The sequence below is a fragment of the Trichococcus patagoniensis genome, from assembly GCF_003051085.1.
Lineage (GTDB): Bacteria > Bacillota > Bacilli > Lactobacillales > Aerococcaceae > Trichococcus > Trichococcus patagoniensis.
The window spans coordinates 123,956-149,456 of the sequence record NZ_QAOM01000009.1 but is presented as its reverse complement, the minus strand read 5'-3'; the positions used below and the strand labels follow the sequence as shown (position 1 = coordinate 149,456).

17 protein-coding genes, 4 tRNA genes, 1 riboswitch and 1 other annotated feature are annotated in these 25,501 nt (G+C 47.4%); of the genes, 16 read left to right on the top strand and 5 right to left on the bottom strand.

Annotated elements, in window-relative coordinates; translation table 11 throughout:
• The first annotated feature begins 110 nt into the window (after positions 1-110).
• From C8U37_RS07970 to C8U37_RS07955, 4 genes are all read left to right on the top strand, one after another.
• Positions 111-182 (top strand) — tRNA-Glu (locus C8U37_RS07970).
• Between the two features lie 32 nt (positions 183-214).
• A tRNA-Met gene (locus C8U37_RS07965) sits at positions 215-287 on the top strand.
• 67 nt (positions 288-354) lie between these two features.
• A tRNA-Ile gene (locus C8U37_RS07960) sits at positions 355-428 on the top strand.
• A 16-nt stretch (positions 429-444) separates the two neighbouring features.
• A tRNA-Glu gene (locus C8U37_RS07955) sits at positions 445-516 on the top strand.
• A gap of 92 nt (positions 517-608) precedes the next feature.
• On the opposite strand, the gene C8U37_RS07950 is transcribed toward C8U37_RS07955, so the two are convergent.
• Positions 609-1,415, bottom strand: coding sequence for a hypothetical protein (locus C8U37_RS07950; RefSeq protein ID WP_108032714.1), 807 nt, complete (start codon positions 1,413-1,415; stop codon positions 609-611).
• A gap of 238 nt (positions 1,416-1,653) precedes the next feature.
• Positions 1,654-1,729: riboswitch (SMK box riboswitch) on the top strand.
• On the opposite strand from C8U37_RS07950, the gene metK reads away from it, so the two are divergent.
• On the top strand, positions 1,727-2,923 hold the full coding sequence (metK, locus tag C8U37_RS07945; RefSeq protein ID WP_108032713.1) for a methionine adenosyltransferase: 1,197 nt from the start codon (positions 1,727-1,729) through the stop codon (positions 2,921-2,923). Its footprint overlaps the riboswitch before it by 3 nt.
• Positions 2,924-3,006: 83 nt before the next feature.
• Here the strand turns inward: metK and mnmL are convergent, their stop codons facing one another.
• On the bottom strand, positions 3,007-3,999 hold the full coding sequence (gene mnmL, locus C8U37_RS07940) for a tRNA modification radical SAM protein MnmL/YtqA (protein ID WP_245879792.1): 993 nt from the start codon (positions 3,997-3,999) through the stop codon (positions 3,007-3,009).
• Positions 4,000-4,323: 324 nt separating this feature from the next.
• On the opposite strand from mnmL, the gene C8U37_RS07935 reads away from it, so the two are divergent.
• Positions 4,324-7,431: a LysM peptidoglycan-binding domain-containing protein gene (locus C8U37_RS07935; RefSeq protein WP_281257503.1), complete on the top strand. Its 3,108-nt coding sequence runs from the start codon at positions 4,324-4,326 to the stop codon at positions 7,429-7,431.
• A gap of 88 nt (positions 7,432-7,519) precedes the next feature.
• Positions 7,520-7,727: a binding site (T-box leader), on the top strand.
• Between the two features lie 89 nt (positions 7,728-7,816).
• The gene (gene leuS / locus C8U37_RS07930; RefSeq protein WP_108032710.1) at positions 7,817-10,231 is read left to right on the top strand and encodes a leucine--tRNA ligase; all 2,415 of its coding nucleotides are present in this window, start codon (positions 7,817-7,819) and stop codon (positions 10,229-10,231) included.
• Positions 10,232-10,308: 77 nt separating this feature from the next.
• On the opposite strand, the gene C8U37_RS07925 is transcribed toward leuS, so the two are convergent.
• Positions 10,309-11,727 carry a LysM peptidoglycan-binding domain-containing protein gene (locus tag C8U37_RS07925; protein WP_170100222.1) on the bottom strand — a complete coding sequence of 473 codons (1,419 nt, stop codon included), beginning with the start codon at positions 11,725-11,727 and terminating at the stop codon, positions 10,309-10,311.
• A 329-nt stretch (positions 11,728-12,056) separates the two neighbouring features.
• Here C8U37_RS07925 and C8U37_RS07920 point away from each other — a divergent pair, with 329 nt between their 5' ends.
• The 4 genes from C8U37_RS07920 to C8U37_RS07905 all read left to right on the top strand — a co-directional run bounded on the left by C8U37_RS07920 (position 12,057) and on the right by C8U37_RS07905 (position 16,852).
• Positions 12,057-13,715, top strand: a complete 1,659-nt coding sequence (locus C8U37_RS07920; protein WP_170100221.1) for a putative polysaccharide biosynthesis protein — start codon at positions 12,057-12,059, stop codon at positions 13,713-13,715.
• Positions 13,716-13,776: 61 nt separating this feature from the next.
• Entirely contained in the window at positions 13,777-14,520 is a 744-nt protein-coding gene (locus C8U37_RS07915) for a pseudouridine synthase (RefSeq protein ID WP_108032708.1), read from the top strand.
• Between the two features lie 102 nt (positions 14,521-14,622).
• Positions 14,623-16,026, top strand: coding sequence for a dipeptidase PepV (pepV, locus tag C8U37_RS07910; protein ID WP_108032707.1), 1,404 nt, complete (start codon positions 14,623-14,625; stop codon positions 16,024-16,026).
• A 394-nt stretch (positions 16,027-16,420) separates the two neighbouring features.
• The gene (locus tag C8U37_RS07905) at positions 16,421-16,852 is read left to right on the top strand and encodes a GatB/YqeY domain-containing protein (protein WP_108032706.1); all 432 of its coding nucleotides are present in this window, start codon (positions 16,421-16,423) and stop codon (positions 16,850-16,852) included.
• Positions 16,853-16,964: 112 nt separating this feature from the next.
• On the opposite strand, the gene C8U37_RS07900 is transcribed toward C8U37_RS07905, so the two are convergent.
• The gene (locus C8U37_RS07900) at positions 16,965-17,144 is read right to left on the bottom strand and encodes a YjzC family protein (protein WP_108032705.1); all 180 of its coding nucleotides are present in this window, start codon (positions 17,142-17,144) and stop codon (positions 16,965-16,967) included.
• A gap of 249 nt (positions 17,145-17,393) precedes the next feature.
• On the opposite strand from C8U37_RS07900, the gene C8U37_RS07895 reads away from it, so the two are divergent.
• The 5 genes from C8U37_RS07895 (at position 17,394) to pheT (ending at position 24,033) form a co-directional block, all read left to right on the top strand.
• The gene (locus C8U37_RS07895; RefSeq protein WP_245879791.1) at positions 17,394-18,701 is read left to right on the top strand and encodes a murein hydrolase activator EnvC family protein; all 1,308 of its coding nucleotides are present in this window, start codon (positions 17,394-17,396) and stop codon (positions 18,699-18,701) included.
• A gap of 126 nt (positions 18,702-18,827) precedes the next feature.
• Positions 18,828-19,586: a TrmH family RNA methyltransferase gene (locus C8U37_RS07890; protein WP_108032704.1), complete on the top strand. Its 759-nt coding sequence runs from the start codon at positions 18,828-18,830 to the stop codon at positions 19,584-19,586.
• A gap of 337 nt (positions 19,587-19,923) precedes the next feature.
• Positions 19,924-20,238: a winged helix-turn-helix transcriptional regulator gene (locus C8U37_RS07885; protein ID WP_086986970.1), complete on the top strand. Its 315-nt coding sequence runs from the start codon at positions 19,924-19,926 to the stop codon at positions 20,236-20,238.
• Positions 20,239-20,567: 329 nt separating this feature from the next.
• Complete coding sequence (gene pheS / locus C8U37_RS07880) at positions 20,568-21,614, top strand: phenylalanine--tRNA ligase subunit alpha (protein ID WP_108032703.1); 1,047 nt, start codon at positions 20,568-20,570, stop codon at positions 21,612-21,614.
• 4 nt (positions 21,615-21,618) lie between these two features.
• Positions 21,619-24,033 (top strand): phenylalanine--tRNA ligase subunit beta, encoded by a 2,415-nt coding sequence (gene pheT, locus C8U37_RS07875; protein WP_108032702.1) that lies wholly within the window; start codon positions 21,619-21,621, stop codon positions 24,031-24,033.
• 297 nt (positions 24,034-24,330) lie between these two features.
• Here pheT and rnhC read toward each other — a convergent pair whose 3' ends face one another.
• Entirely contained in the window at positions 24,331-25,281 is a 951-nt protein-coding gene (rnhC, locus tag C8U37_RS07870; RefSeq protein WP_108032701.1) for a ribonuclease HIII, read from the bottom strand.
• Positions 25,282-25,501 lie beyond the last annotated feature (220 nt).

Genomic DNA, 25,501 nt, shown 5'->3' with positions numbered 1-25,501 from the left:
AAGTACTCAAGTGGCTGAAGAGGCGCCCCTGCTAAGGGTGTAGGTCGTTAACGCGGCGCGAGGGTTCAAATCCCTCCTTCTCCGTAGCTTTATCAGAAGAATAAAAGATTGGTCCGTTGGTCAAGCGGTTAAGACACCGCCCTTTCACGGCGGTAACACGGGTTCGATTCCCGTACGGATCATTGTCATGGCCCTTAGGTCATAATATTATTATCGCGGGGTGGAGCAGTTGGCAGCTCGCCGGGCTCATAACCCGGAGGTCACAGGTTCAAGTCCTGTCCCCGCAATTGATTCTGATTTCAGTTGAATGAGGATCTACTATCGCGAATCCGATTCGCGTCATGCGCTTTTGAAGGGCCTATAGCTCAGCTGGTTAGAGCGCACGCCTGATAAGCGTGAGGTCGATGGTTCGAGTCCATTTAGGCCCATTTTTACTATCTTTATGGTCCGTTGGTCAAGCGGTTAAGACACCGCCCTTTCACGGCGGTAACACGGGTTCGATTCCCGTACGGATCATCATTGCAAAGCACTCTTATTGAGTGCTTTTTTCTTATGCGTAAACAGGCAGCTGCACCAGTCGAAAAGACCGGTGCAGCTGCCTGTTTTTGTTAGACCAAAAATAGTAAGGAATAACCTAGCGTGAAAAGAAAACTGTAGTTGGCCAGATATTGTTCCATTCTGAGGGCGGTTTGATATCTTCTTTTGAATAAAGGAAAGACCAGTAGAGCGGATAATCCGAATAAGATGATGGCCCATGGAGAGCTGTTGAGGTTCAATATTTGAAAGTTTGCTGTCGCATAGGCAAGCAGGAAGGAAGTCATTTTCAAAGATTTTGAGTGTTTCATTAGTATTTGTTGATAATAAGTGATCGGTTGGTCGCCGCTCGCAGTATTCTTGACCTGAATCTGTATCAAACCAAAGATGTGGAATAGGATCAATGGAAGCAATTCGTATTGCAGTTGAAGTGGGATAAAATTTGCCTGCGAGAAGAAGGCTATGGACGAAAGGATGAGTATCTTGAAGAAAGGTCTAAGCAATATCTCGTAAAAGGTATTTGTCATACTGTACGGATAAAATTGTAAGATAGAGTAAACAAAATACAGCAAAAGAATGGCAACCAGGATCAGGTTCGATAAAGAGGAAAGGATGGTCAGCGATCCGATCGAAAGGATCCCGAAAAACAGAATCATTCTAGAGGGAAGTTTTGCGCCGGCTTGTTCACTTTTTGAGAGTAACCTTTCCAAAGCATGGGTAAACAGCAGAAATAGATAAAGCATGAAAAGCAGCAGGTAGTTGGGTCCGTTGAATGTCATGCCTCTCCATGCTCCGAAAAGAAGCAACGTCAAAGGGGCTGTCAGCATCGCCAAAAAGGTGTGGTTCATAAGGTGCATGAATTGTTTCTTGATTGTCAGCATAATCTCTTCCTTCTTCATTAATGGGTACAGTTAGGGTATCAGCTCATATATATTGCGCAAATTCATCATAGGGTAACGTCATTGCGATGTCAAGCTACTGAAGAGTCAAAAGGGACCAGACAATGTTTGGAGGAGTAAGTTTTTGTGGGCACCATCCGTGGCACAAAGATGAAATTCTCTTATTTTTTGTTGCTTTTTCGACGATGATAGCGTATATTAGGTATGTTGCTTTTCAGAGGCTAATTGCAATATCCCGATAGGATTCACAATATGTGAAGACGCCTTGTAACCAAAAAATGGGGGAATGAAAAATGGTAGAAAAAAGATTATTTACTTCAGAGTCAGTAACGGAAGGTCATCCGGATAAAATTGCTGATCAAATCAGCGATGCAATTCTGGATACACTGTTGGCTGCTGATCCAAATGCGCGTGTTGCTTGCGAAACGATCGTCACGACAGGACTGGTAGTTGTCTTTGGCGAGATCACTACAAGCGCATACGTAAACATCCAACAGATTGTCCGCGATACTGTAACTGAAATTGGTTATACACGTGGTAAATTTGGTTTTGATGCGGATAATTTAGCTGTAATGGTATCCTTGGACGAACAATCCGACGATATCGCAATCGGCGTCAACGAATCATTGGAACGCAGAGAGCTAGGGACTACGGATTACAATGAAATCGGGGCAGGGGATCAAGGTTTGATGTTCGGTTTTGCAATCAACGAAACGGAAGAACTGATGCCTTTACCTATTTCGCTTAGTCATAAGTTAGCGAAACGTCTATCTGAAGTCCGCAAAGACGGCACTTTGGAATATTTAAGACCGGACGGAAAAACGCAAGTTACCGTGGAATACGATGAGAATGGCAAACCGAAACGTGTGGACACAATCGTTTTGAGCACGCAACATGATGAAAATGTCACATTGGAACAATTGAAAAAAGATATTTTGGAACATGTCATCCATGCGGTCATCGACGACGCATTATTGGATGCTGATACTAAATACTTCATCAATCCTACAGGACGCTTCGTTATCGGCGGACCTAAAGGTGATTCCGGTCTGACAGGAAGAAAGATCATTGTTGACACTTATGGTGGGTATGCGCGTCATGGTGGCGGTGCGTTCTCAGGTAAGGATGCTACAAAAGTTGACCGTTCCGCAAGTTATGCGGCGCGTTACATCGCGAAGAACATTGTTGCGGCTGGGTTAGCTACAAAATGCGAAATCCAATTGGCGTATGCTATCGGCGTTGCTGAACCTGTATCGATTGCGATCGACACGTTCGGTACAAGCGAATATCCGGAGGCTACTTTGATAGAAGCGGTACGCAAAAACTTCAACTTGACACCAGCAGGCATCATCCAAATGTTGGATCTGCGTCGTCCAATCTTCAAAAAAACAGCAGCTTACGGACATTTTGGCCGTGCTGATGCTGACTTCACTTGGGAGAAGACGGACAAAACAGAAGCTTTGCTTTCATATGTCCAAGCTGGCAAATAATTTTAAACTAAAAACCACAAACTAAAAAAAGGAAAGCGACCGGTATATTTGCCGGAACGCTTTCCTTTTTTTAGTTCATAAATTTATGACTGAAGTCCACTGCGGACAATAACATCTTCCGCACCCTTATTTCTGATATTGTGGATCCCTTGATAGGTATTGCGGCGTTCCAACTCATGGTCGATTGCGTTCAGCACTTCCCACTTTTTGAGGCTCCACATCGGACCGACGAGGGTGTCACGCGGCGCGTCACCGGTGATGCGGTGGATAACGATTTCTTGCGGAATGACTTCCAGCTGGTCGCAGACGAGTTCAACATATTCGTCCTTCTCCAGCAACCTTAGCCTGCCTTGATGATAGTCGCGAAGCATTTTGGTGTTTTTCATCAAATGCAGCAAATGGATTTTGATGCCTTGAATATCCGAATCGAGGATGACACGGTTGACGCTCTCCATCATCATGTCATGGGTTTCGCCAGGAAGACCGTTGATGAGATGGGTGCATACCGGTATATTGTGCGCACGCAGTTCATCTACTGCCTTCAGGTAAGTGTCATAGGAATGTGCGCGGTTGATGATTTTGCTTGTTTCCTCATGGATGGTCTGAAGTCCCAATTCCACCCATATATAATAGCGCTTGTTCAGTTCCGCCAAATAGGCGATTGTTTCCGGCGGAAGGCAATCCGGACGTGTCGCAATCATGATGCCGACCACACCTTCCTCGTTGACGACCTGCTCATAACGATGGCGAAGAATATCCACCGGCGCGTGCGTATTGGTGAAGTTCTGGAAATAAGCGATGTAGCTTTTTACATTCAGCCATTTTTTGTGCATCATGTCGATGCCTTTGCGCAATTGGACAGGGAGCGGGTCGATCCGGTCTTGGGCGAAATCGCCGGATCCGGAAACGGTGCAGAAAGTGCAGCCACCGTGTGCGACGGTGCCGTCGCGGTTGGGGCAATCAAAACCGCCGTCGATGGCGACTTTGAATATCTTTTCACCAAAGTGCTGCTTTAGATGGTAATTCCATGTATGGTAACGTTTATTAATGTCACTGTATAAAAATTGATTTGTCAATACTTTCACCTCATCATCCATTTTATCATGATTATTGGCCAGTCAGTAGACTATTTGGCGGCTTGGTCAACATTTTATAGGAGGCAAAAGGAGGAAAGGGCTTACTTTTAAGTAACGGAAAAGATTGTTACAGATTTATTTCAATTATTAAATATTGAATATAGTTATGAAAGCCATTCAAAAATTCGGGAAACAAACATATAATAGACATATTGGATAATTTTCTTAAAAGAAATTTAAATTATTTTCCATCATTTTTATAAATTCAGATGTCTTTCACTGCCAAACAGGCAGTATTTTTGATACAGGGAGTGGTATATTTTGGTGTTATCCAGAAACGAACGCATCACCCAAAAGAAAAAAGAACAATTGATTAATTCTTTTATCACCACGAATAAAAGACTAAAACGCAGCGTAGCAGTGTTGAGCACATCGTTCTTTATGACAACTGTCGTGAAGCCAGTCCAACTGGTTTTGGCAGCAGAGACGACTACGCTTGGAACAACGGATACACAAGTATATTCCACTAATCCTTTTTTGAACCAGATCATCCCGTCCGCGACCGTAATCGCTGCGCAAAATGATCTGTACGCCTCTGTGATGATGGCACAAGCCATTCTCGAAAGTGGGTGGGGTACAAGCGCTCTATCGAAGGCTCCCAACTACAACCTGTTCGGCATCAAAGGGAATTACGAGGGAGAATCCGTCAATATGGGGACTCTGGAAGACAGCGGTGGGCAGAATTACTATCCCATCAACGCTGAATTCAGAAAATATCCTTCATATGCGGAATCTCTGCAGGATTACGCAAATCTTCTGGCAAACGGAACCAGCTGGAATCCGACTTACTATGCTGGCGCTTGGAAGAGCAATGCTGCAACCTATCAGGATGCAACGGCTTATTTGACCGGCCGCTATGCGACGGACACGGCCTACAGCACCAAATTGAACAGGATCATTGCACAGTACGGCTTGGATCAATATGACAATTATCAACCTGTTGTCGAAGAAGAAGTTGAAGAACCGGATGCAGGCAATATCGATTTCGAAACGCCGAGCGAGACACCTGAGCTACCGACTGTAGAACTTCCGGAGAATACAGACGAAGATACTCCAGAACAAGAGACGCCAGGTGAACCTGCAGAGGATACGGAAGAAACTGAAACACCAGAAACTCCAGAAACTCCAGAAACTCCGGTTCAAGCGGGGGATGCTGTCCATGTTGTCCAATCCGGCGATACGCTATATGCTATTGCTAAAAAATACGGGATTTCGTTAGTCGATCTGCTGTCTCTGAATAAAATGAACTCCAATATGATTTATGTGGGTGACCGTCTGGTGCTGCCTGAGAGTGTCGTCGTTGAGGAAGAGACGCCTACGGAAGAAGAAACAACTGCACCATCTACGCCAACCGAAACGCCGTCAAATACGACAACTGCGTCTTATACAGTAATCGCTGGCGATACCCTTTACAAAATCGCTTCCGCAAAAGGCTTGACGATCAGTGAATTGAAAAGCTTGAATACACTGACGAGCGATACCATTTACGTGGGCCAAAAGTTATTATTGGGCAAAGCGACAACGACTACTCCGGATACGACTGAAAACGGATCAAGCAGCAATACGGGTCAAACAACTACCCAAGCCTATACGGTTAAATCTGGTGATACATTGTGGTCGATCGCAAATGCAAACAACATGACCGTTACCGCATTGAAGACCGCAAACAGTCTGACGTCCGATGCAATCTATCCGGGTCAAATTTTGAAAACTACCGGCACCACAACACCAACTACCGGAACGAATACAGGCACTACGGGAACCACTATCACAGGTGCTTTCATCAAACCGGCCAGCGGATACATATCATCTCCATTCGGATACCGTACGTCTCCTGTCAATGGTGCGTTAGAATTCCATCGGGGCATCGATATCGCGGGCAGCGGCAATATTTCCGTGGCACAGGCGGGCGTTGTGGAAGTCGCTACTTATCACTACAGCTACGGCAATTACGTCGTCATTAATCACGGCAAAATAAATGGCGTGACCATCAAGACATTGTATGCGCATATGCAATCCGGTCTTTCGGTATCGGTTGGGCAGACCGTCAGCCAAGGGCAAAAAATCGGCGTGATGGGAACAACCGGCAGCTCTACAGGGGTCCATCTGCATTTTGAAGTGCAGGAAAACGGGACCGTCGTCAATCCAGTCAACTACATCAATGGCACCACTACGGTGACACCTGGAGTGACAACACCAACAACTACGCCATCCACCGGCAGCAGTGTCGTTGTCGTGTCCGGAGATACTTTGTGGAAGATTGCGAATGCGAACGGATTGACCGTTGCGGAATTAAAAAAATTGAACAACCTGACAAGTGATGCGATTCTGACTGGGCAAACACTGCTCTTGAAGAGCGCGGCTACGGTAACGCCAACCACACCGACAACTCCGACAGTGACGCCGGGAACAACAACAGTAACAGTAGCATCGGGCGACACGCTCTGGAAAATCGCGAATGCGAACGGTTTGAGCGTAGCTGACCTGAAGACTCTGAACAATTTGACGAGTGATGTCATCGTCCCAGGCCAAACATTGTTGCTTAAACAAACTAGTGCAACGACCACGCCAAGTGTGACGCAACCGACATCACCGACTGCGCCAACATCACCGTCGACTGCAAGCACAATCACGGTGGCATCCGGCGATACGCTTTGGAAATTGGCGAATGCGAACGGTTTGACCGTTGCAGCATTGAAAACATTGAACAATCTTACCTCTGATGTCATTGTGCCAGGGCAAGTATTGACGCTCAAAACCACGACGGTTACTGCACCGATTGTTACACAACCGACGACAACAGCGCCGACAACGTCCACCACGACGAGCACTATCACCGTGGCATCCGGCGATACGCTCTGGAAAATCGCGAATGCGAACGGCCTGACCGTTGCAGAACTGAAAACACTGAACAACTTGAGTTCCGATTATATCTATCCAGGTCAATCGTTGAAAGTGAAGGCTACGGTTTCTGCTGGGAATTCTGCAACCGTCGTAACCAATCCGACTATAACAACACCTTCTGTTCCGACTGTAACGAACAAAGTGTACACGGTCCAAAAAGGGGATACGCTCTATAAAATCGCATCCGCTAATGGCGTTTCGGTTGCCGACCTGAAGACTTGGAACAACTTGAGCACGGATATCATTTTTGTGAACCAATCGCTGAAAGTGGCTGCAACGACAACTTCTGCGCAGGCAACAGCACCAACGACTAGTGCGCCTGCAGCATCAGCCAATTCGTATACCGTCCTAAAAGGCGACACTTTGTACAGCATTGCCAAGAAGAATGGCGTTAGCTTAGCGGCTTTGATTGAAGCGAATGATATTACGTCCAACGTCATTTATGTCGGCCAAGTCATCACTTTCTAAGTCATCATCCGAATGACTATTGCAGGCATCAAGTCTTGATGAAATGAGTTTTATTTGTTAAAATAGCAGATGAGTCAATTGATAACTGAAACAGACATAGAGAAGGAATAGTAGGGAGCAGCTTTTTCGAAGAGAGTGCATGGTTGGTGGAAATGCACAAAGAGCCTCTTGAACTCGCCTTTGAGTTGTTCCGCCGAAAGCATCAGTAAGCGGGACCGCATCGCTGCGTTACAGGCATGAGAAGGAATGCAAAGACATTCAATATAGGTGGTACCACGAAAAAACTCGTCCTATAGGCAGAACCAGTGATGGACGCTGCCTATGGGACTTTTTTTATGGCCAATTGCTTGTTTGGATGAATGAAAAGAAAAGGATGTTGCTGGAAATGGGTTATACGCATAAAACGATCGAGAAAAAATGGCAAAAATATTGGGCAGACAACCGCACCTTCAAAACGACCGAAGAGGGCGGGAAACCGAAATATTATGTATTGGATATGTTCCCTTACCCATCCGGCCAAGGCTTGCATGTAGGCCATCCGGAAGGCTACACGGCGACGGATATCGTTGCCCGCGCAAAACGCGCACAAGGATTTAACGTATTGCATCCGATGGGTTGGGATGCTTTCGGATTGCCGGCTGAGCAATATGCGTTGGACACCGGCAACGATCCGGCTGATTTTACCGAGCTTAACATCAAGACCTTCAAACGCCAGATCCAATCATTGGGATTCAGCTATGACTGGAGCCGCGAAATCAATACGACGGATCCAAGCTACTACAAATGGACGCAATGGATCTTCACAAAATTGTACGAACAAGGTTTGGCCTATGAGGCGGAAGTTTCCGTCAACTGGTGTCCGGCGCTTGGCACCGTCCTTGCCAACGAAGAAGTTGTCGATGGCGTCAGCGAACGTGGGGGACATCCGGTTTACCGCAAACCGATGAGACAATGGATGCTGAAAATCACTGCCTATGCAGAACGCCTGCTGGATGATCTGGAATTGGTGGACTGGCCTGAAAGCATCAAAGAGATGCAACGGAACTGGATCGGACGTTCGGAAGGTTCGAACGTCACTTTCAAGATCAAAGATACGGATAAAGACTTCACGGTCTTCACGACCAGACCGGACACGCTATACGGTGCTACCTATGCTGTTATGGCGCCTGAATTGCCATTGGTGAAGGAAATCATGTCAGGTCAGCAAGCCGAAGCCGTCGAAGCTTACATCGATTCCATTTCACTGAAGAGCGATTTGGACCGTACGGAGCTTGCGAAAGAAAAGACCGGCGTATTCACTGGCGCATATGCGATCAATCCGGTGAACGGCAAAGAAATCCCGATCTGGATCGCCGACTATGTATTGGCGACATACGGCACCGGCGCCATCATGGCTGTTCCTGCCCATGACACCCGCGACTATGAATTTGCCAAAACATTCGATTTGGAGATCATTCCGGTTCTTGAAGGCGGCAACGTCGAAGAGGAAGCCTATACGGAAGATGGCTTGCACATCAACTCCGACTTCCTGAACGGTTTGGATAAAGCGACGGGGATTGCGAAGATGAACGACTGGCTGTCCGAAAACGGACTGGGCGAAAAAGTGATTTCCTATCGTCTGCGCGATTGGTTGTTCTCGAGACAGAGATATTGGGGCGAACCGATCCCAGTCATCCACTGGGAAAACGGCACATCGACAACGGTTCCTGAGAATGAACTGCCATTGCTGTTGCCGAAGACCGATCAAGTGAAACCGAGCGGCACTGGGGAATCCCCGCTTGCCGTCATTGCTGAGTGGGTCAATGTTGTCGATCCGACGACTGGCATGAAAGGCAGACGCGAAACCAACACAATGCCGCAATGGGCAGGCAGTTCATGGTACTTCCTGCGCTTCATGGATCCGCATAACCGCAATGATCTTGCTTCTAATGAAAGACTTGACTATTGGCAGAACGTCGATCTTTATATCGGTGGCGCTGAACACGCGGTGCTGCATCTGCTGTATGCGCGCTTCTGGCATAAATTCCTTTACGACATCGGCATCGTTCCGACGAAAGAGCCGTTCCAAAAATTGTACAACCAAGGCATGATCTTGGGCGAAAACAATGAAAAAATGTCCAAATCAAAAGGAAATGTCGTCAACCCGGATGACATCGTGGAACGCTACGGCGCGGATACGCTGCGCATGTACGAAATGTTCATGGGACCGTTGGATGCTTCATCGACATGGAGTGAAGGCGGCATCGAAGGTAGCCGCAAGTTCTTGGATCGCATTTGGCGTCTGCTTTTGGATGAAAATGATAAGATGCGCGACCGCATCACAACCATCAACACGCATGAATTGGACAAGGTTTACCATCAGACAGTCAAGAAGGTAACCGAGGATTACGATAACCTGCATTTCAACACGGCAATCTCGCAGATGATGATCTTCATCAATGAAGCCTACAAAGTGGATGCATTGCCGTTCGAATACGTCACTGGCTTTGTTCAATTGCTTGCGCCGGTCGCGCCTCACTTCGGTGAAGAGCTTTGGGTGAAACTGGGCAAACCGGAAGGCATTTCCTACGTTGCATGGCCAACTTATGATGAATCTTTCCTTGTCGAAGACGAGATCGAAGTCGTTTTCCAGATCAACGGTAAAGTGAAAACTAAAGAAATGGTTCCCTCTGATATTTCCAATGATGAGATGATCGCATTGGCATTGGGAAACAGTGTCATCAAAGAAGGCATCGAAGGCAAAACCGTCAGAAAAACCATCGCTATCCCAGGCAAATTGGTCAATATTGTAGCGAATTAATCTGAAACAATAAAGAGAACGCACACCCCAACTCTGACGGGGTGTGCGTTCTTTTAAATAGGCTGCTGCAGTCATACTTAAGGGATGATCAACACTTGCCCGACACGGATAAGGTTCGGATTGGTTATGCCGTTGGCGTTCACAAGCTGTGTGATGGTTACGCCATAACGAAGCGCAATCGCATAGAGCGTATCCCCAGCTTTGACTGTATACGATGTTCCGGTTGTAGGCGTAGTAGGAGTCGTCGGCGTTCCGGTGCCCGGAATCGTCAATACTTGTCCGACGCTGATCAGATTGGCGTTGGCGATGTTATTGGCGGTAACGATCGCTTGGACCGTCACACCATACCGCAAGGCGATGGCATAGAGCGTATCCCCGGCCTTTACTGTGTAACTAGTCGTAGGCGTTGTAGGAGTAGGAGTAGTAGGAGTTGTCGGCGTACTTGTTCCCGGAATCGTCAACACTTGTCCGACGCGGATCAGGTTGGCGTTGGTGATGCCATTTGCATTAACGATTGCTTGGACCGTCACACCATACCGCAAGGCGATGGCATACAGGGTATCCCCGGCTTTGATTGTATAGGACGTGCCGGTTGTCGGCGTTGTAGGTGTTGTCGGCGTACCTGTTCCCGGAATCGTCAACACTTGTCCGACGCGGATCAGGTTGGCATTGGTCAAGCCATTGGCGTTAACGATCGCTTGGACCGTCACACCATACCGTAAGGCTATTGCATAAAGCGTGTCACCCGCTTGGACGGTGTAGCTGGTGCCGGATCCTGTTCCCGGCGTGCTTGTGGTGTTCATAAGCTGAGAAAGAGTCACAAATGAGTAGCCCATCGCACGCAACTGATTGATCATGTTGGGCAATGCGGCATTCGTCCCGTTGGCGCCGTAACCGGCATGCATCAATACGATGGCTCCCGGTACGACGTTGTTTATGGCACGGTTGTAGATGTCATTAGCTGAATTGCCCGTCCAGTCGAGCGTGTCGATTGTCCACTGGAATGTGTATGTGTATCCGGCGTTTCCGACCGTTTGCAGGACGGTACTGTTATAGGATCCGAAAGGAGCGCGGAAGAAAGGCTTTGTGCTCTTGCCGGTGAGGTTTGCGATGATTGTTTCGGTACGGTTGATTTGGTTTGTCATCTCGGTCGTCGATACGGTTGTGAAATCCGGATGATTATAGGAGTGGTTTCCGATATCATGGCCAGCAGCGACAATGTTCTTGATTGCCTGCGGATGATTTTCAGCGCCTTGACCAGTGAGGAAGAAAGTGGCTTTTACATTATTAGCTGATAATGTGTTCAGAATTGATTGGATATAATATCCGTCCGATCCATCATCAAACGTTAAGGCAACAACCTTATTGGATGTAGAACCTTGGTAAATAATCTGCGAGGTAGCAGCCAAAGCAGGTGTTACCGAAAAGGTGAAGAAAAGCAGGAGCGAAAGGATGACTCCGAATAAATGTCTGAACCCCTTTCTTGAGGTGTTCATTTTTATTCCTCTTTTCTATTGCAGACTGTGCGACACGGTTGACGAGACAGCGTTGAAAGCCAAGTGCCTGTGAATTGTGATTTTGACAAAAAAATGGATTGTCTTCGTTCTTTTCCACACTTACATTTTACCATAAACGATCAGGCGATGGTATGAAAACGCATGCAATGGAGAGGGGCATTTAGCCTGGAAATGTCAGGGATTAATCCGAAATTGTTAGGATTTTGCAAAATAAGACTGCTATAGATTGAAAAAAACCGGATTTTTGGTAAAATACTTGAGTGATGGTATTATTATCTTTCATTCATCGGGAAGAAAGCAGGTTGCAAATGTCAACAGATAGAAAAATTAACGAAGAAAATGAAACAACCAACAATAAGATGGTGCAAGGGACTTTTTGGATGACTTTCGGGAGCATTTTTTCCCGCTTGATCGGCGCGCTCTACATCATCCCATGGAATGCCTTGATGGGGTCTACGGATGCGGCCAATACGGCAAATGCCCTTTATTCGATAGGCTACACACCTTATCAGCTCTTCCTTTCGATCGGAATAGCAGGCTTCCCTGCAGCGATGTCCAAGCAGGTGGCCCAATACAATGCAAAAAATCAATACCGCACCGGGATCGACATCTTCAAGAAGAGCATGTTCTTCATGATTTTGACGGGTGCCGTCAGTGCCGCATTGATGTACGGGTTGGCACCGATGATCGCTGAGAACAGCCCGGCCGCTTCGCCTGAGGATGGCGCATTGGTTATTCGGGCGTTGGCTCCGGCTCTATTGCTGGTGCCAGGCATGAGCTTGATGCGCGGTTTTTTCCAAGGCTATCAGGATATGGTGCCCTCTGCGATTTCGCAAGTGTTCGAGCAGATCGGCAGAGTCGTGTATCTTTTGGGAGCCACCTACATCGTGATGCAACTTCTGGACGGCAACATCGCCACAGCTGTTGCGCACTCCACTTTTGCGGCTTTCATAGGCGCAATCGTTGCTACCATCATCCTTCTTTTTTATTACAAAAAGAAAATGGCTGAATATCAACCCTTGATCGCCAACAGTGAACCTTCCAGCAACATCCAGACGACTGCGGCCATCAAGAGCATGCTGCAGGAATCGATTCCGTTCATCCTGATCGGCTCAGGCATCACTTTCGCCAAGCTGATTGACCAAGTGACGTTCAAACCGATGATGGAGAACCTGACGAGCTACTCAGGCAAAGAAATCGAGGATCTGTTCGGTCTGTTCAGTTTCAACGCCGACAAACTGATCATGATTATCGTGTCCTTGGCAGTCGGGATGGCCACAGCGGCAGTGCCATTGATTGCCGCAGAATTCACGAAAGGCAACTTCCGTGTGCTGCAGAGCCAGGTGAGGGAGATCATCCAATTGTTCGCTTTCATCATGCTTCCGGCATCTTTGGGGATGATGATCGTTTCCGAACCAATCTACAACGTGTTTTATCCGCTTCATCCGGTAGGTCCTACGCTATTGGCGGTATCGGCTATGATGAGCATCGTTTTGGGGCTGTTCACGATTCTCGGGTCGATTTTGCAGTCATTAAGCAGACATAAGACAATGATCTCCTATCTGCTGGTTGGGCTTGCTGTCAAAGCGCTCATGCAGTACCCGATGTTGGCTTTGTTCGATACGGCAGGCGCATTGGTTGCGACGACGATCGGATTCATCGTTACAGTGCTCTTGAGCGGACGGAAAGTCTATCAGCTGACCCATTTTGGGTTGGTCGATACAATGAAAAAAACCGGTAAAATCTTGGCGGTTGCATTATTCATGGCTGCCTGCGCGTTCATCGCCTTGAAAGCCAGCATGCTGGTCATTCCGATCGACCGCAAGTTGACGGCACTTGTGGTTGTCGCTATCGTAGCGGCAGTCGGAGGCTTCGTCTACTTGTTCCTGACCCTGAAATTGCGCATCGCGGATGACATTTTGGGCGCCAAAGCGAACGGCCTGCGCAGAAAAATGCGCATCAAATAAAATAAACGAAACCGGAAAGCAGCCTCAGTGGGTGCTTTTTGGTTTATAAGGGAGAAAAAATATGCGTTTGGATAAACTGCTGTCGAATTCCGGATTCGGATCCAGAAAAGAAGTCAAAGTGTTATTGAAAAAGAAACTGATAACGGTCAATGGGGAAATTGAAACGAAAGCGGAAGCTAAAGTGGACAGCGAAAAGGACACAATTCTGGTCGGAGGCGAACCGGTCAGCTATCAGGAATACATTTACCTGATGATGAATAAGCCGCAGGGCGTCCTCAGCGCGACCGAGGATAATCACCAAAAGACGGTCATCGACCTGTTGGCTTTCGAACTGCATCAGCAGGAACTTTTTCCGGTGGGGCGACTGGACAAGGATACGGAAGGACTGCTGCTGTTGACGAACGATGGCCAATTGGCGCATTTCCTGCTGTCGCCGAAACGGCATGTGGACAAGATCTATTTCGCGGAAGTTGACGGTCGGATGACGGAAGAAGATCAAAAAGCCTTTGCTGAAGGGCTCATACTGGAAGATGGCTACCGTTGCCTGCCGGCAAAACTGGAGCTCCTGCGCTATGATGAAGAAAAGGATTGCTCAGAGGTAGAGATCACGATTAAAGAAGGGAAGTTCCATCAAGTGAAACGGATGGTGCTGGCCTGCGGAAAAGAGGTCACTTTCCTGAAAAGGTTGACAATGGGGCCCTTGCATTTGGATGAGCAATTGGAAAAAGGGAACTATCGTCCGTTGCGTGATGAGGAACTTGCGGCATTGCGGGAACATCTGCCGGAGTCGATTAAAAAAGGCTAAGATTTTGCGGATTGTTGGGCCTAAATACCAAGCTTTTATTTGGATATTTTGCCAAAAGTGATATGATGATAGCATGATAATTTTAAGTTAGGACGTGTGCGCATGGAAATCAATTGGAAAAAAGAAGTGGAAGCCAGAAGAACGGAACTGCTCGAGGATTTATTCACGCTGTTGCGTATCGACAGTGTAAGGGATGATTCAAAAATAACCCCTGAAGCCCCGGTCGGACCAGGCCCCAAGGAAGCGCTGGAAGCCTTCTTGGCGATCGGCGAACGGGATGGTTTCATCACGAAGAATGTCGGCAATCTGGCCGGACATATCGAATTCGGCGAAGGCGAAGAATTGATGGGCGTATTCGGCCACGTCGATGTTGTGCCTACCGGAACCGGCTGGGATACGGATCCTTTTGTGCCGGTCATCATCGATGACCGCATCTATGCCCGTGGTTCCAGTGATGATAAGGGGCCTACGATGGCTGCCTATTATGCACTGAAGATCATCCGTGACTTGAAACTGCCGATCTCCAAAAAAGTCCGTGTCATCATCGGAACGGATGAGGAGAGCGGCTGGAAATGCATGGACCACTATCTCGAGAACGAACGGATTCCTGATTTCGGTTTTTCGCCGGATGCAGAGTTCCCGATCATCAATGGTGAGAAAGGCATGCAGACTTTCATGGTCCAATTCAGAGGCGACAACAAAGGCGGCAAGAACGAGCTATTGAGCTTTGACGCAGGTCTTCGCGAAAACATGGTCCCTCAGGATGCGACTGCCGTATTCAGCAGCCCGGAGACCGACAGAATTGAGCAGGCATTCGCTAGTTTCCTTGAAAATAATCCGGTTAAAGGAACGATTTCTGTGGAGGGGGAACAAGTAACGATCGAATTGATCGGTAAAGCCGCTCATGGCATGAATCCGGCTGCCGGCGTGAACGCGGGCACGTACCTGGCCACTTTCCTGAACAAATTCAACTTCGGCGGACAAGCGGCCACTTTCCTGGAATTGATCGCGGACAGTATCCACCTGCAGCACGATGCACAGAAATTGAACTTGGCTTATACGGATTCGGTCATGGGCGAATTGACCATGAATGCCGGCATCTTCACTTTCACACCGACAACAGGCGGTGAAGTGGCTTTGAACTTCCGTTACCCGCAAGGCGTTTCCGAAGAAGGCATCGAAATCAAATTGGAAGCGGCTTTGGCTTCCTATGGCGTGACGATCGCAAAAGGCGGACACGGTAAATTGCCGCACTACGTTCCGGCTGACGATCCGTTGGTCAAGACGTTGCTGGCTGTCTATGAAAAACATACAGGCCTGAAGGGGCATGAACAATCCATCGGCGGCGGAACCTACGGGCGCTTGCTGGAACGCGGCGTTGCTTATGGCGCGATGTTCCCGGACAGCATCGATACGATGCACCAAGCGAACGAATTTATCGCTCTCGATGATCTTTTCCGCGCGACCGCCATCTACGCGGATGCCATGTATGAGCTCTTGAAATAAACAGACAGTTTTTATGCTGCCTAACGTAAAAAACAGAAATGCTGTTCTATCAGCATTTCTGTTTTTTAGCATATTTACCTGGGCCGACTTGTCGTCATATTAAATTTCTTCTTTTGGAAATTTCCCATTCAAAAGTCCAAAAGTATGACATGCTTACACCCTCTTCCGCGAATGAATTGGAGTATTTCCTGAAGAGTATCTTGCTCGTCCCGATTTTACCGCTCGCGATGGTTTTAAGCCATAAATAGCTTGTCACTTATTCAATACTCGGATTTAGGCGATGATATTTGCCAATTCCGCTGCTTTTCCTTAGAATGAGGGGTGAAGGCTGACCCTTGAAGCAAAAAAATATCTAAACAGCCCATACTAAAGAATCGAAGGGAGTCCTGTAATCATGACATTGAAAGAAAAAGTAAACAAGGATTTCATCCAAGCAAGGAAAGACAAAGACACATTGAAGACGGATGTGCTGCGCCTCATCAAATCGGAGTACGATTCCTTTGTGATAGACAACAAGCGCGAAATGACCGAGGCGGAGGAAATCCATGTTTTTCTGAAGGACATCAAGAAAACCAATGAAGCCATCGCCTTTGCGAAACAGGTCGACCGCACGGATCTGATTGAAGAGAGCCAGAAAAAGTTGGCCATTTTGGAGGCATATGTTCCCAAAATGATGGATGAAAGAGAAGTCCGCTTCTTTTTGGCCGAAAACGGGGTAGCCGAAATGCCATTGAAGGATGCGATGAAATTCTCGATGCAGGTGTTGGACGGAAAAGCCGACAAAGCACTCGTCTCCAAAATCATCAAAGAACTGTTGGCAAAATAATGCATCAGACAAGAAAAGGACTGCGCGGCTCTTGCTGCACGGTCCTTTTCTGAAGTGAAATCCAAGGTTCCTCCGCCCTGAAACGTTCAAGTGATCAATATTAGGCGAATAATCAGTCTTTTTTGATCCATTTGTTTCCGGCTTTGTTTGTAGGCGGAAGTCTGTGCCCTTCGACAATATGGACTTCTTTGCTGCCGGTGATTTTGCCCCCTCTAGGGCCAACTTCTTTGTATACGCCAGGAGGAAGATTATCCGTACCTGGTTTGTGCAAATCTTTTGGATCGATTTTCATGCTTATTGCTCCTTTCTTTCCTGAAGAGCGATGGCGGAGGCACTGCTTGATACAGGTCAATTATATCGCTGCAAGCGCAAACAATCAAATGATGGCTGTCTTCAGAAGGCATTGTGCAAATATGAACAACATTTCAGGATTTACGACTGACGTAACAAATTGAAATACAATTGTCATATTTCTATCATGTAATAGTATTTTAACTTTGATATACTTCATCTCGTAGAAGAAACAGGAGGAGAAGTATAATTGGGAAAAAAACATATCGCGTTGTTCTCATCAATCTTATTGCTTAGTCCGATTGCAGGTGGTTTTACTGCTCAAGCGGCTACATTGGAAGAATTACAACAACAAAAAGATGCTTTGCAATTAGAAACGAATACGATTCAATCGCAGATTGAAGAAAAATCAAATTCATTGAATACTTTGGAATCCGAAAAATCAAATTTGGAAACAAAGGTAAATGAACTTCAATCGCAATTGGATGAATTGATGAACCGATTAGCGGCTCAAGAGCAAAAATTGGCTGATATCGAATCAAAAATTTTGGAATTGCAGGCTGAAATCGAAGCGTTACAAGTGGTCATCGACCAGAGAACCGAAAAATTAAATACGCAGGCTCGCTATATCCAAACGGATGCGGGCGTTACGAATATAGCTTCAATGCTGTTGTCTTCAGAGAATTTCTCTGACTTAGTCGGTAAAATCACGGTCGTTTCAAAGATTGTGACTGCCAACAAGGACATCGTGGAACAACAGGAAGCGGATCAGCAAAAAGTCGAAGACAGCAAAGTGGCTGTTGAAGAAGAAAAACTTGCTGCTGAAGCATTGAGACAAGACATTCTGATTTCAAAAAATAATGTCGTAGCCCAAAAAGCTGAGATCGACGTCCAAATCGCGCAAGTCATCGAGAACTATGAGTTGACTGAAGCCGAGAAAAATGGCTTGGAATCAACTAGAGCTGATTTGGCTGCACAAACAGAAACAATCAGCAATGATATGGCGGCTGAACAAGCCCGCATCACGGCTGAAGCCATCGCAGCAGCCGAGGCAGAAGCAGCAGCTATCGCAGCGGCGGAAGCGGCCGCAGCCGCAGCAGCCAATAACTTGACGGCATCTGTCGCAACAACGACAACAACAACCAGCTATTCAGTGAATTCCAGCGGATTCTTGAGACCGGCAAGCGGCTATATCTCTTCTCCTTTCGGAAATCGCGTTTCGCCATTCGGCGGTTCGATCGAGTTCCATCGCGGCGTGGATATCGCAGGCAGCGGAGCGATTTCGGCAGCGCAATCCGGAACAGTTGAGACAGCTACTTACCATGCCAGCTACGGCTATTATGTCGTGATCAACCATGGCACAATCAATGGCGTAAACGTTAAAACATTGTATGCCCACATGCAACCGGGTTTGTTGGTGGCTCCAGGTCAAACTGTCAGCCAAGGGCAACAAGTTGGTGTGATGGGTACGACAGGAAGTTCGACCGGCGTCCACTTGCACTTTGAAGTACAAGAAAATGGCGCAGTAGTTAACCCTGTAAATTACATCGGCGGATAAGTAACCGAGAATACACAGAAAATATAGAGAAGAGATCAGGATTTTCTGATGCCTTCTCTTTTTTTTGCAACGATAAGGGCGATGATGCGTTATAATAGGGAATATGTTGAACTGAGGAGTTAGAAAATGGAAAAGATCGTATCGATGAAAAATCAAAAAGTAAAACAATGGAAAAAACTGCAGACAACCAAAGGCCGGAAAGAAGCGGGAGCTTATCTGATCGAGGGGACGCATCTTTTGAAAGAAGCCATCAAGGCAGAAGCGAACATCCAAGAAGTCGTAATGACAGAAGCTTTTCATCAACAGGCGGATCTGCAGATTGAGGAAAGGGACATCATCATCGTTTCCCAGGAAATCCTTTCCAGCCTGGCTCAGACCGAGACGCCGCAAGGAGTCGTTGCGATCGTTCAGATTCCCGAAGCCACTCCGATATCGGAATACAAAGGCAAATATATCCTTTTGGATCAGGTTCAGGATCCAGGAAATCTCGGCACCATTATCCGAACGGCAGATGCTGCCGGGTATACAGGTGTCATTTTAGGGGAGGGATCGGTGGACCTCTACAATGACAAAGTGCTGCGTTCCATGCAAGGAAGCCATTTCCATCTGCCTGTTTATCGTGGTGATTTGAAAAAGTTGATTCCCGAAATGAAGAGCAACGGTATCCCGGTCTACGGAACCGAACTGAATGCAGCAGCTGTCGATTACCGGACTGTTTCCCCGACCGATACAGTTGCGTTGATACTCGGTAACGAAGGTAATGGCGTTTCCGACAAAGTATTGGCATTGACGGATCAGAATTTGTATATTCCGATATTCGGCGAAGCGGAGTCTCTGAATGTCGCAGTTGCAGCAGGAATCCTGCTTTATCACTTCGTCGGCTGAAGAAATGCATGAAAAAAACGCTATATTTTCAATTAAACGTGAAAAAGTGTTGCCTTTGTGAAATTCCTATCCTATTATAGAAAACAGACATAAACTTTTTGTATGCGAGCAAGCGGGCTGGCGAATTCCTCATGAACATCATTCGTGATTATTTTCCTTTTCGGATGGAAAGAAGCGGCGGCCACAAGCATTTTTCTGAGGAATTACTTCAGTTAATGCAGATTGCGAAACAGGATGCTTATTTTTTGTAAACATTTTGTGACAAAAGGCACATTCCCTTTGACAGGGGAAATGAGGGTGTTTATAATAGGTCAAAGAGGTGAAGGCTGTGAATGAAATGCTGGAAGTAAAAAAATGTATTTGTCCAAAGTTTGAAAAAACATTCTCTATTTTAGGGAAAAAATGGACCGGCTTAATCATCGAAGTCTTGATGGACGGAGATAAACGATTCAAGGAATTGGCCGTGCAGATACCTAATGTCAGTGATCGAGTATTAGTAGAACGCTTAAAAGAGCTGGAAGATGAAAAAATTGTAGTAAGAACCGAAAATCCTGCGGCGGCAATCAAAGTGATGTACGGATTGTCCGAAAAAGGGAAAGCTTTGAACAATGTGATGCTGGAAATCCAAAATTGGTCGGATGCTTGGGTCTGATTCCGAACTTGACGGAAACGGCATTTCCGGGTAAACTGGCAAAGTAAGTAAAATGAATACGAAAAGCGTTGAAGGGAACCTTCACGATCTGCAGCTTTTTTCAGGGAATAATGGCCATTGACTGCGAGCCTTTATAGAAGCCGATTGTGATTTTTCACTCCCCGAGCTGACTTTGGGATTTGCCCTGTGCAATGAATAAAGTTCCGGTTTATTACCGTTAAACAAATGAAGTGTCGTTGCTTGCAGCGAAACAAGGGTGGTACCACGAAAATCTCGTCCCTTACCAGGGACGGGATTTTTTTGCATTTTTTACGAAAAGGGGACAGAACATGGAATTGAAAGCAAAATTACAAACGTTACGTATAGATGCCTTACAGCAAGTCGAATCTGCAGAGGATCTGCAGGCATTGAATCAAGTCCGCATTTCCTATTTGGGGAAAAAAGGGCCAATCACAGAGGCTTTAAGAGGGATGAAGGATTTGAGCCCTGAAGAGCGCCCCGTCATCGGAACGTTAGCAAATGAATTGCGTGACGATATTGAAGCCGCCATCCAAGCCAAAAAAGATGCGCTTGAAGTCAAAAAAATGGAAGCCGAAATCGCGGCGGAAACGATTGATGTCACCTTGCCTGGCAAAAAAATCGCCCAAGGCACGACACACGTCTTGACGCAGATCAACGAAGAAATCGAGGATCTGTTTTTGGGCATGGGTTACAAGATCGTGGACGGCCCGGAGGTGGAACAGGACAGCTACAATTTCGAAAAGATGAATCTTCCGAAAGATCATCCGGCCCGCGATATGCAGGATACTTTCTACATCACCGATGAATTGTTGTTGCGCACGCATACGTCTCCTGTCCAAGCGCGCACGATGGAGAAGCATGACTTTTCCAAAGGACCATTGAAGATGATCAGCCCCGGGAAAGTCTACCGCCGCGACAGCGATGACGCGACACATTCCCACCAATTCCACCAGATTGAAGGATTGGTCATTGGCGAGAACATCACTTTGGCTGATCTGAAAGGCACACTTGCCGTCTTCGCCAAAAAATTGTTCGGAGAAGAACGCGAAATCCGTTTACGTCCAAGCTACTTCCCGTTCACGGAACCATCTGTCGAAGTCGATGTCAGTTGCTTCAAATGCGGCGGGTCCGGCTGCAATGTCTGCAAGCAAACCGGTTGGATCGAAATCCTGGGTTCAGGTATTGTCCATCCCAATGTTTTAGAAATGTCTGGAATTGACTCTACGAAATACTCCGGGTTCGCATTTGGTCTAGGCCAAGAACGTGTAGCGATGTTGAAATATGGTGTCGATGACATCCGTCACTTCTACCAAAATGATATCCGATTCTTAAGTCAATTCGATGTAAAGGAGTAACATAATGAAAGTATCCTATAAATGGTTAAAAGAATATTTAGATTTATCCGATGTAACACCAGATGAATTAGCAGAAAAAATGTCCCGCACGGGCATCGAGGTGGACGACGTCGTCTATCCTGGCAAAGGCTTGTCCAAAATCGTTGTCGGCGAAACGTTGTCCGTGGTCGACCATCCTGATTCGGACCATCTGCATGTCTGCCAAGTGAATATCGGGGCTGAGGAACCAATCCAGATCGTCTGCGGCGCGTCCAATGTGGCTGCCGGTCAGAAAATAATCGTGGCTTTGCACGGCGCGCGGATCACCGGCAATGCAAAAATCAAAAAGGGTAAGATGCGCGGACAAGAATCGAACGGAATGATCTGTTCGTTGGCTGAATTGGGCTACTCTGAAAGTGTTGTTTCAAAAAAATATGCGGACGGGATTTTTGTCCTGCCTGCTGAAGCAGTTCCCGGAATGGAAGTCGTTGACTTGTTGGATTTGGATGACGCGATCCTGGACATCGACATCACGCCGAACCGTGCCGATGCTTTGAGCATGCGCGGATCCGCCTATGAAGTCGCAGCCATCTACAACAAAGCGCTCAAATTCCCGGAGGCCCCTGTCTCTGAAAAAACAGGATCTGTTGCGGATTACATCAAAGTAGCCGTTGAGGACACGAACGATGCGCCTGCCTACCATATCCAAGTAATCAAAGACGTAAAAATTGCGGAAAGTCCGCTTTGGCTGCAGAATAAATTGATGAACGGCGGCATTCGTCCAATCAATAATGTAGTCGACATCACGAATTATATCCTGTTGGAATACGGCCAGCCGCTGCATGCTTTCGACTATGATAAAATCGGCTCCAAGGAGATCATCGTCCGCCGTGCCAAAGCGAATGAAACGATGACTACTCTTGACGGAGTGGAAAGAACGCTTGACACGGATAACATCGTCATCACGAACGGCACTGCGCCGATTGCTATGGCGGGCGTCATGGGCGGTCTGGATTCAGAAATCACCGATGAAACAGTGACTGTGGCATTGGAAGCTGCCTTGTTCAATCCGGTTTTGATCCGCAAAACAGCAGGGAAGTTCAATTTGCGCAGCGAATCCAGTTCCCGTTTCGAAAAAGGCATCAACGTCGCGACCATCCGCACAGCCGGACAACATGCCGCAGAACTGATCCATGAGTTGGCGGGGGGCACAATCGTTGCTGGCACGGCTTCCGTTGATACGGTAGAAGTGAAGGATACGGAAGTGGTCATCACTTTGGAAAAAATCAACCGTTCGTTGGGGACTGCCATTTCCAGCGCTGAAGTGACTGCCATCTTCAACCAGTTGGGTTTTGCATCAACGTTTGACGGCGAAACTTTCACCGTTGCTGTACCGCCGAGAAGATGGGATATTTTCATTTATGCGGACATCCTGGAAGAAGTCGCACGCATCTACGGATACGATAATCTGCCGGAAACATTGCCGATCACACCGGCTTTGCCGACTGCGTTGACGCCTAAACAACACACGATGCGCATCACCAGAAGATTTCTGGAAGGCGCGGGACTGACGCAGAACATCAGCTACGTCTTGACTACCGCTGAAAAAGCGAGAGAATACGCAGTCGAAGACAAGGAAGGCATCCGTCTGGCTTGGCCGATGAGCGAAGATCGCAGCACGCTGCGGATGAACTTGTTGAGTACGCTGCTGGACAATGCCGCTTACAACGTTGCCCGCAAGAACACGGATATCCAATTTTACGAAATCGGTCGTGTGTTCTTTCCGTCGGCTGATCGCGTTTTGCCGATTGAAGCAGAACGTTTGGCTGGAGTGATGACAGGAATGGCCTACCAAAAAGATTGGCAAATGGCTGCCGAACCCGTCAACTTTTACCATGCCAAAGGGGTATTGGATGGCTATTTCGAGACGATGGGCCTGAGCGATCAGATCCGTTTTGAAGCCGCCAAAGACTTAAAATGGATGCATCCGGGCAGAACGGCTGCCGTTTATCTGGGCGATGTCTATATCGGTTATGTCGGCCAAGTCCATCCGGCAACGGCAAATGCCTATGACCTGAAGGAAACGTATGCTTTCGAAATCGATTTCGAAGCGATCATTGCCGCACCGAAGGAAGTGATCACGCAACAGCCGATCCCTAAATTCCCTGGCGTGACCCGCGATGTGGCTTTATTGGTGGATGAAACCGTCACACACCAACAGATCGTCAAGACCATCAAGGAAAACGGCGGGAAATTCCTGAAGGATGTCCATCTGTTCGATATCTATCAAGGCAAAGGCATTGAGGACGGCAAGAAGTCTGTTGCTTATTCCATGTCATTCCTGAATCCTGAAGCGACGCTTGTCGATGAAGACATCAACAAAGCCTTCGCGAAATTGGTCGCAGCTTTGGAAACCGAATGCGGAGCTGCCATCCGTTAATTAAGAAGAACAATGTACAAATAAAGAGTGGACTGTCTCGTAATGAGGCAGTCCACTCTTGTTGTTTTGTGGCGTGTTAAGCTGCGGTGTTGGGGCAAGCATGCGGAGGTGAACAGCGCAAAAAAAGTCCCAGCTCCGGCGAGTCTTCCGCTCACCGGAGAACAGTGGTAATTTTCGGACGCAACTCCGACAAAGCTGCCTTCATCGGAGAACGCAAGCGAATTGTGGATTGAACTCCGGCGAAGCCTCCGTTCGCCGGAGTTCAGAGTCGAAACCACCTTACGACACGCCGTCAAGCTATCTGTTAGCCAATCGGATGGCTTTTTGGGTATTGGCGAAGTGGAGCTTCGTGTATTTGTCCAACAGTTCCAAGCCGCCTTCACGGTACATGTCGGCAGCAATCAGGTCGACGTTGGCGCCGGCGCCTGAAGGGATCGGATAACCGGAGGCTGCGGTCATGTCCACCAAGGTCTTCAGGAAGTAGTAGCGGGCGATGATGGAAGCCGCCGCCACCGCCAGATGGTGGGATTCTCCTTTGGTCTGGAAATGAATGTTCTCCTTCACTTGCACTTTTTGATCGGCGATATGTTTGAAATACGTCGAAGGCAATTCAAACTGATCGACCAGTATCGCTTTGGGCTTTTCCGGAGCGATTTTCTTCAACAGCTGATCGAGCACTTGGTTGTGCAGCAAAGCCTTCATTTTCCCTTGGGACATCGTCGGTTGGACCTCATTGTATTTTTCCGGCATCAAGTTGATGACGCTGTGCGGGACATGCTGCAACAATTGCTTCGCAATGGTGATGATGCGGGCATCCGTCAGCGCTTTGGAGTCCTGGACGCCCATGTTTTTCAGAAAGGACAATTGTTCGGCGGACGCGTAGACAGCGCAAACCGTCAAGGGCCCGAAATAACTGCCGTTGCCGACCTCATCGCTGCCGATGACGGACCAGGTGGAAAAACCTGCTGGGAGGCTAGTTTTGCTCACTGACTCTTTTTTTAGGCCGTTTTTTGCGACAGGTAGTTTTGAATCCCCAACCTTCTCGCTGGCTGATTGCCATTGGTTTGCTTCGCTTTCGGCGTTCGGACCTTGGAACAGCACTTTACCGGAATTGTAGCCGGTGATGGTGGTCTGGTTCTTTTTGGCTGTGAAAAGGCTGTGCGGCACTGGTTTCACTGCGTAACCCTGGTAAAAGACGGCCATCTTTTTCAGTTGGCCCATCGTTACTTTCAATACGACATTCGACATATTCTCATCCTTGCTCTATTTGATTTTTTCTGTACGGCATTTTGCTGGTAGCATCCCTTATTCTATCACAGGAAGTCCTCTTCTTCATGGGGGAACAGCAGCGGGTTGCGCAGCCGTTTTTTTGGGAAAGGAGAGGATTGGGAACTTGAAGAGGTTTATACTGCAATTCGTAGGATTTATGTTAAAATATACTAGACAGTTTTTTAATGGAGGTCTTTGA

What these genes read in the sequence shown, in the direction of transcription:
- C8U37_RS07950 (WP_108032714.1), bottom strand. Translation starts at nt 1,415, where the DNA reads ATGCTGACAATCAAGAAACAATTCATGCACCTTATGAACCACACCTTT.
- metK (WP_108032713.1), top strand. Translation starts at nt 1,727, where the DNA reads ATGGTAGAAAAAAGATTATTTACTTCAGAGTCAGTAACGGAAGGTCAT.
- leuS (WP_108032710.1), top strand. Translation starts at nt 7,817, where the DNA reads ATGGGTTATACGCATAAAACGATCGAGAAAAAATGGCAAAAATATTGG.
- C8U37_RS07925 (WP_170100222.1), bottom strand. Translation starts at nt 11,727, where the DNA reads ATGAACACCTCAAGAAAGGGGTTCAGACATTTATTCGGAGTCATCCTT.
- C8U37_RS07920 (WP_170100221.1), top strand. Translation starts at nt 12,057, where the DNA reads ATGTCAACAGATAGAAAAATTAACGAAGAAAATGAAACAACCAACAAT.
- C8U37_RS07915 (WP_108032708.1), top strand. Translation starts at nt 13,777, where the DNA reads ATGCGTTTGGATAAACTGCTGTCGAATTCCGGATTCGGATCCAGAAAA.
- pepV (WP_108032707.1), top strand. Translation starts at nt 14,623, where the DNA reads ATGGAAATCAATTGGAAAAAAGAAGTGGAAGCCAGAAGAACGGAACTG.
- C8U37_RS07905 (WP_108032706.1), top strand. Translation starts at nt 16,421, where the DNA reads ATGACATTGAAAGAAAAAGTAAACAAGGATTTCATCCAAGCAAGGAAA.
- C8U37_RS07900 (WP_108032705.1), bottom strand. Translation starts at nt 17,144, where the DNA reads ATGAAAATCGATCCAAAAGATTTGCACAAACCAGGTACGGATAATCTT.
- C8U37_RS07890 (WP_108032704.1), top strand. Translation starts at nt 18,828, where the DNA reads ATGGAAAAGATCGTATCGATGAAAAATCAAAAAGTAAAACAATGGAAA.
- C8U37_RS07885 (WP_086986970.1), top strand. Translation starts at nt 19,924, where the DNA reads ATGCTGGAAGTAAAAAAATGTATTTGTCCAAAGTTTGAAAAAACATTC.
- pheS (WP_108032703.1), top strand. Translation starts at nt 20,568, where the DNA reads ATGGAATTGAAAGCAAAATTACAAACGTTACGTATAGATGCCTTACAG.
- pheT (WP_108032702.1), top strand. Translation starts at nt 21,619, where the DNA reads ATGAAAGTATCCTATAAATGGTTAAAAGAATATTTAGATTTATCCGAT.
- rnhC (WP_108032701.1), bottom strand. Translation starts at nt 25,281, where the DNA reads ATGTCGAATGTCGTATTGAAAGTAACGATGGGCCAACTGAAAAAGATG.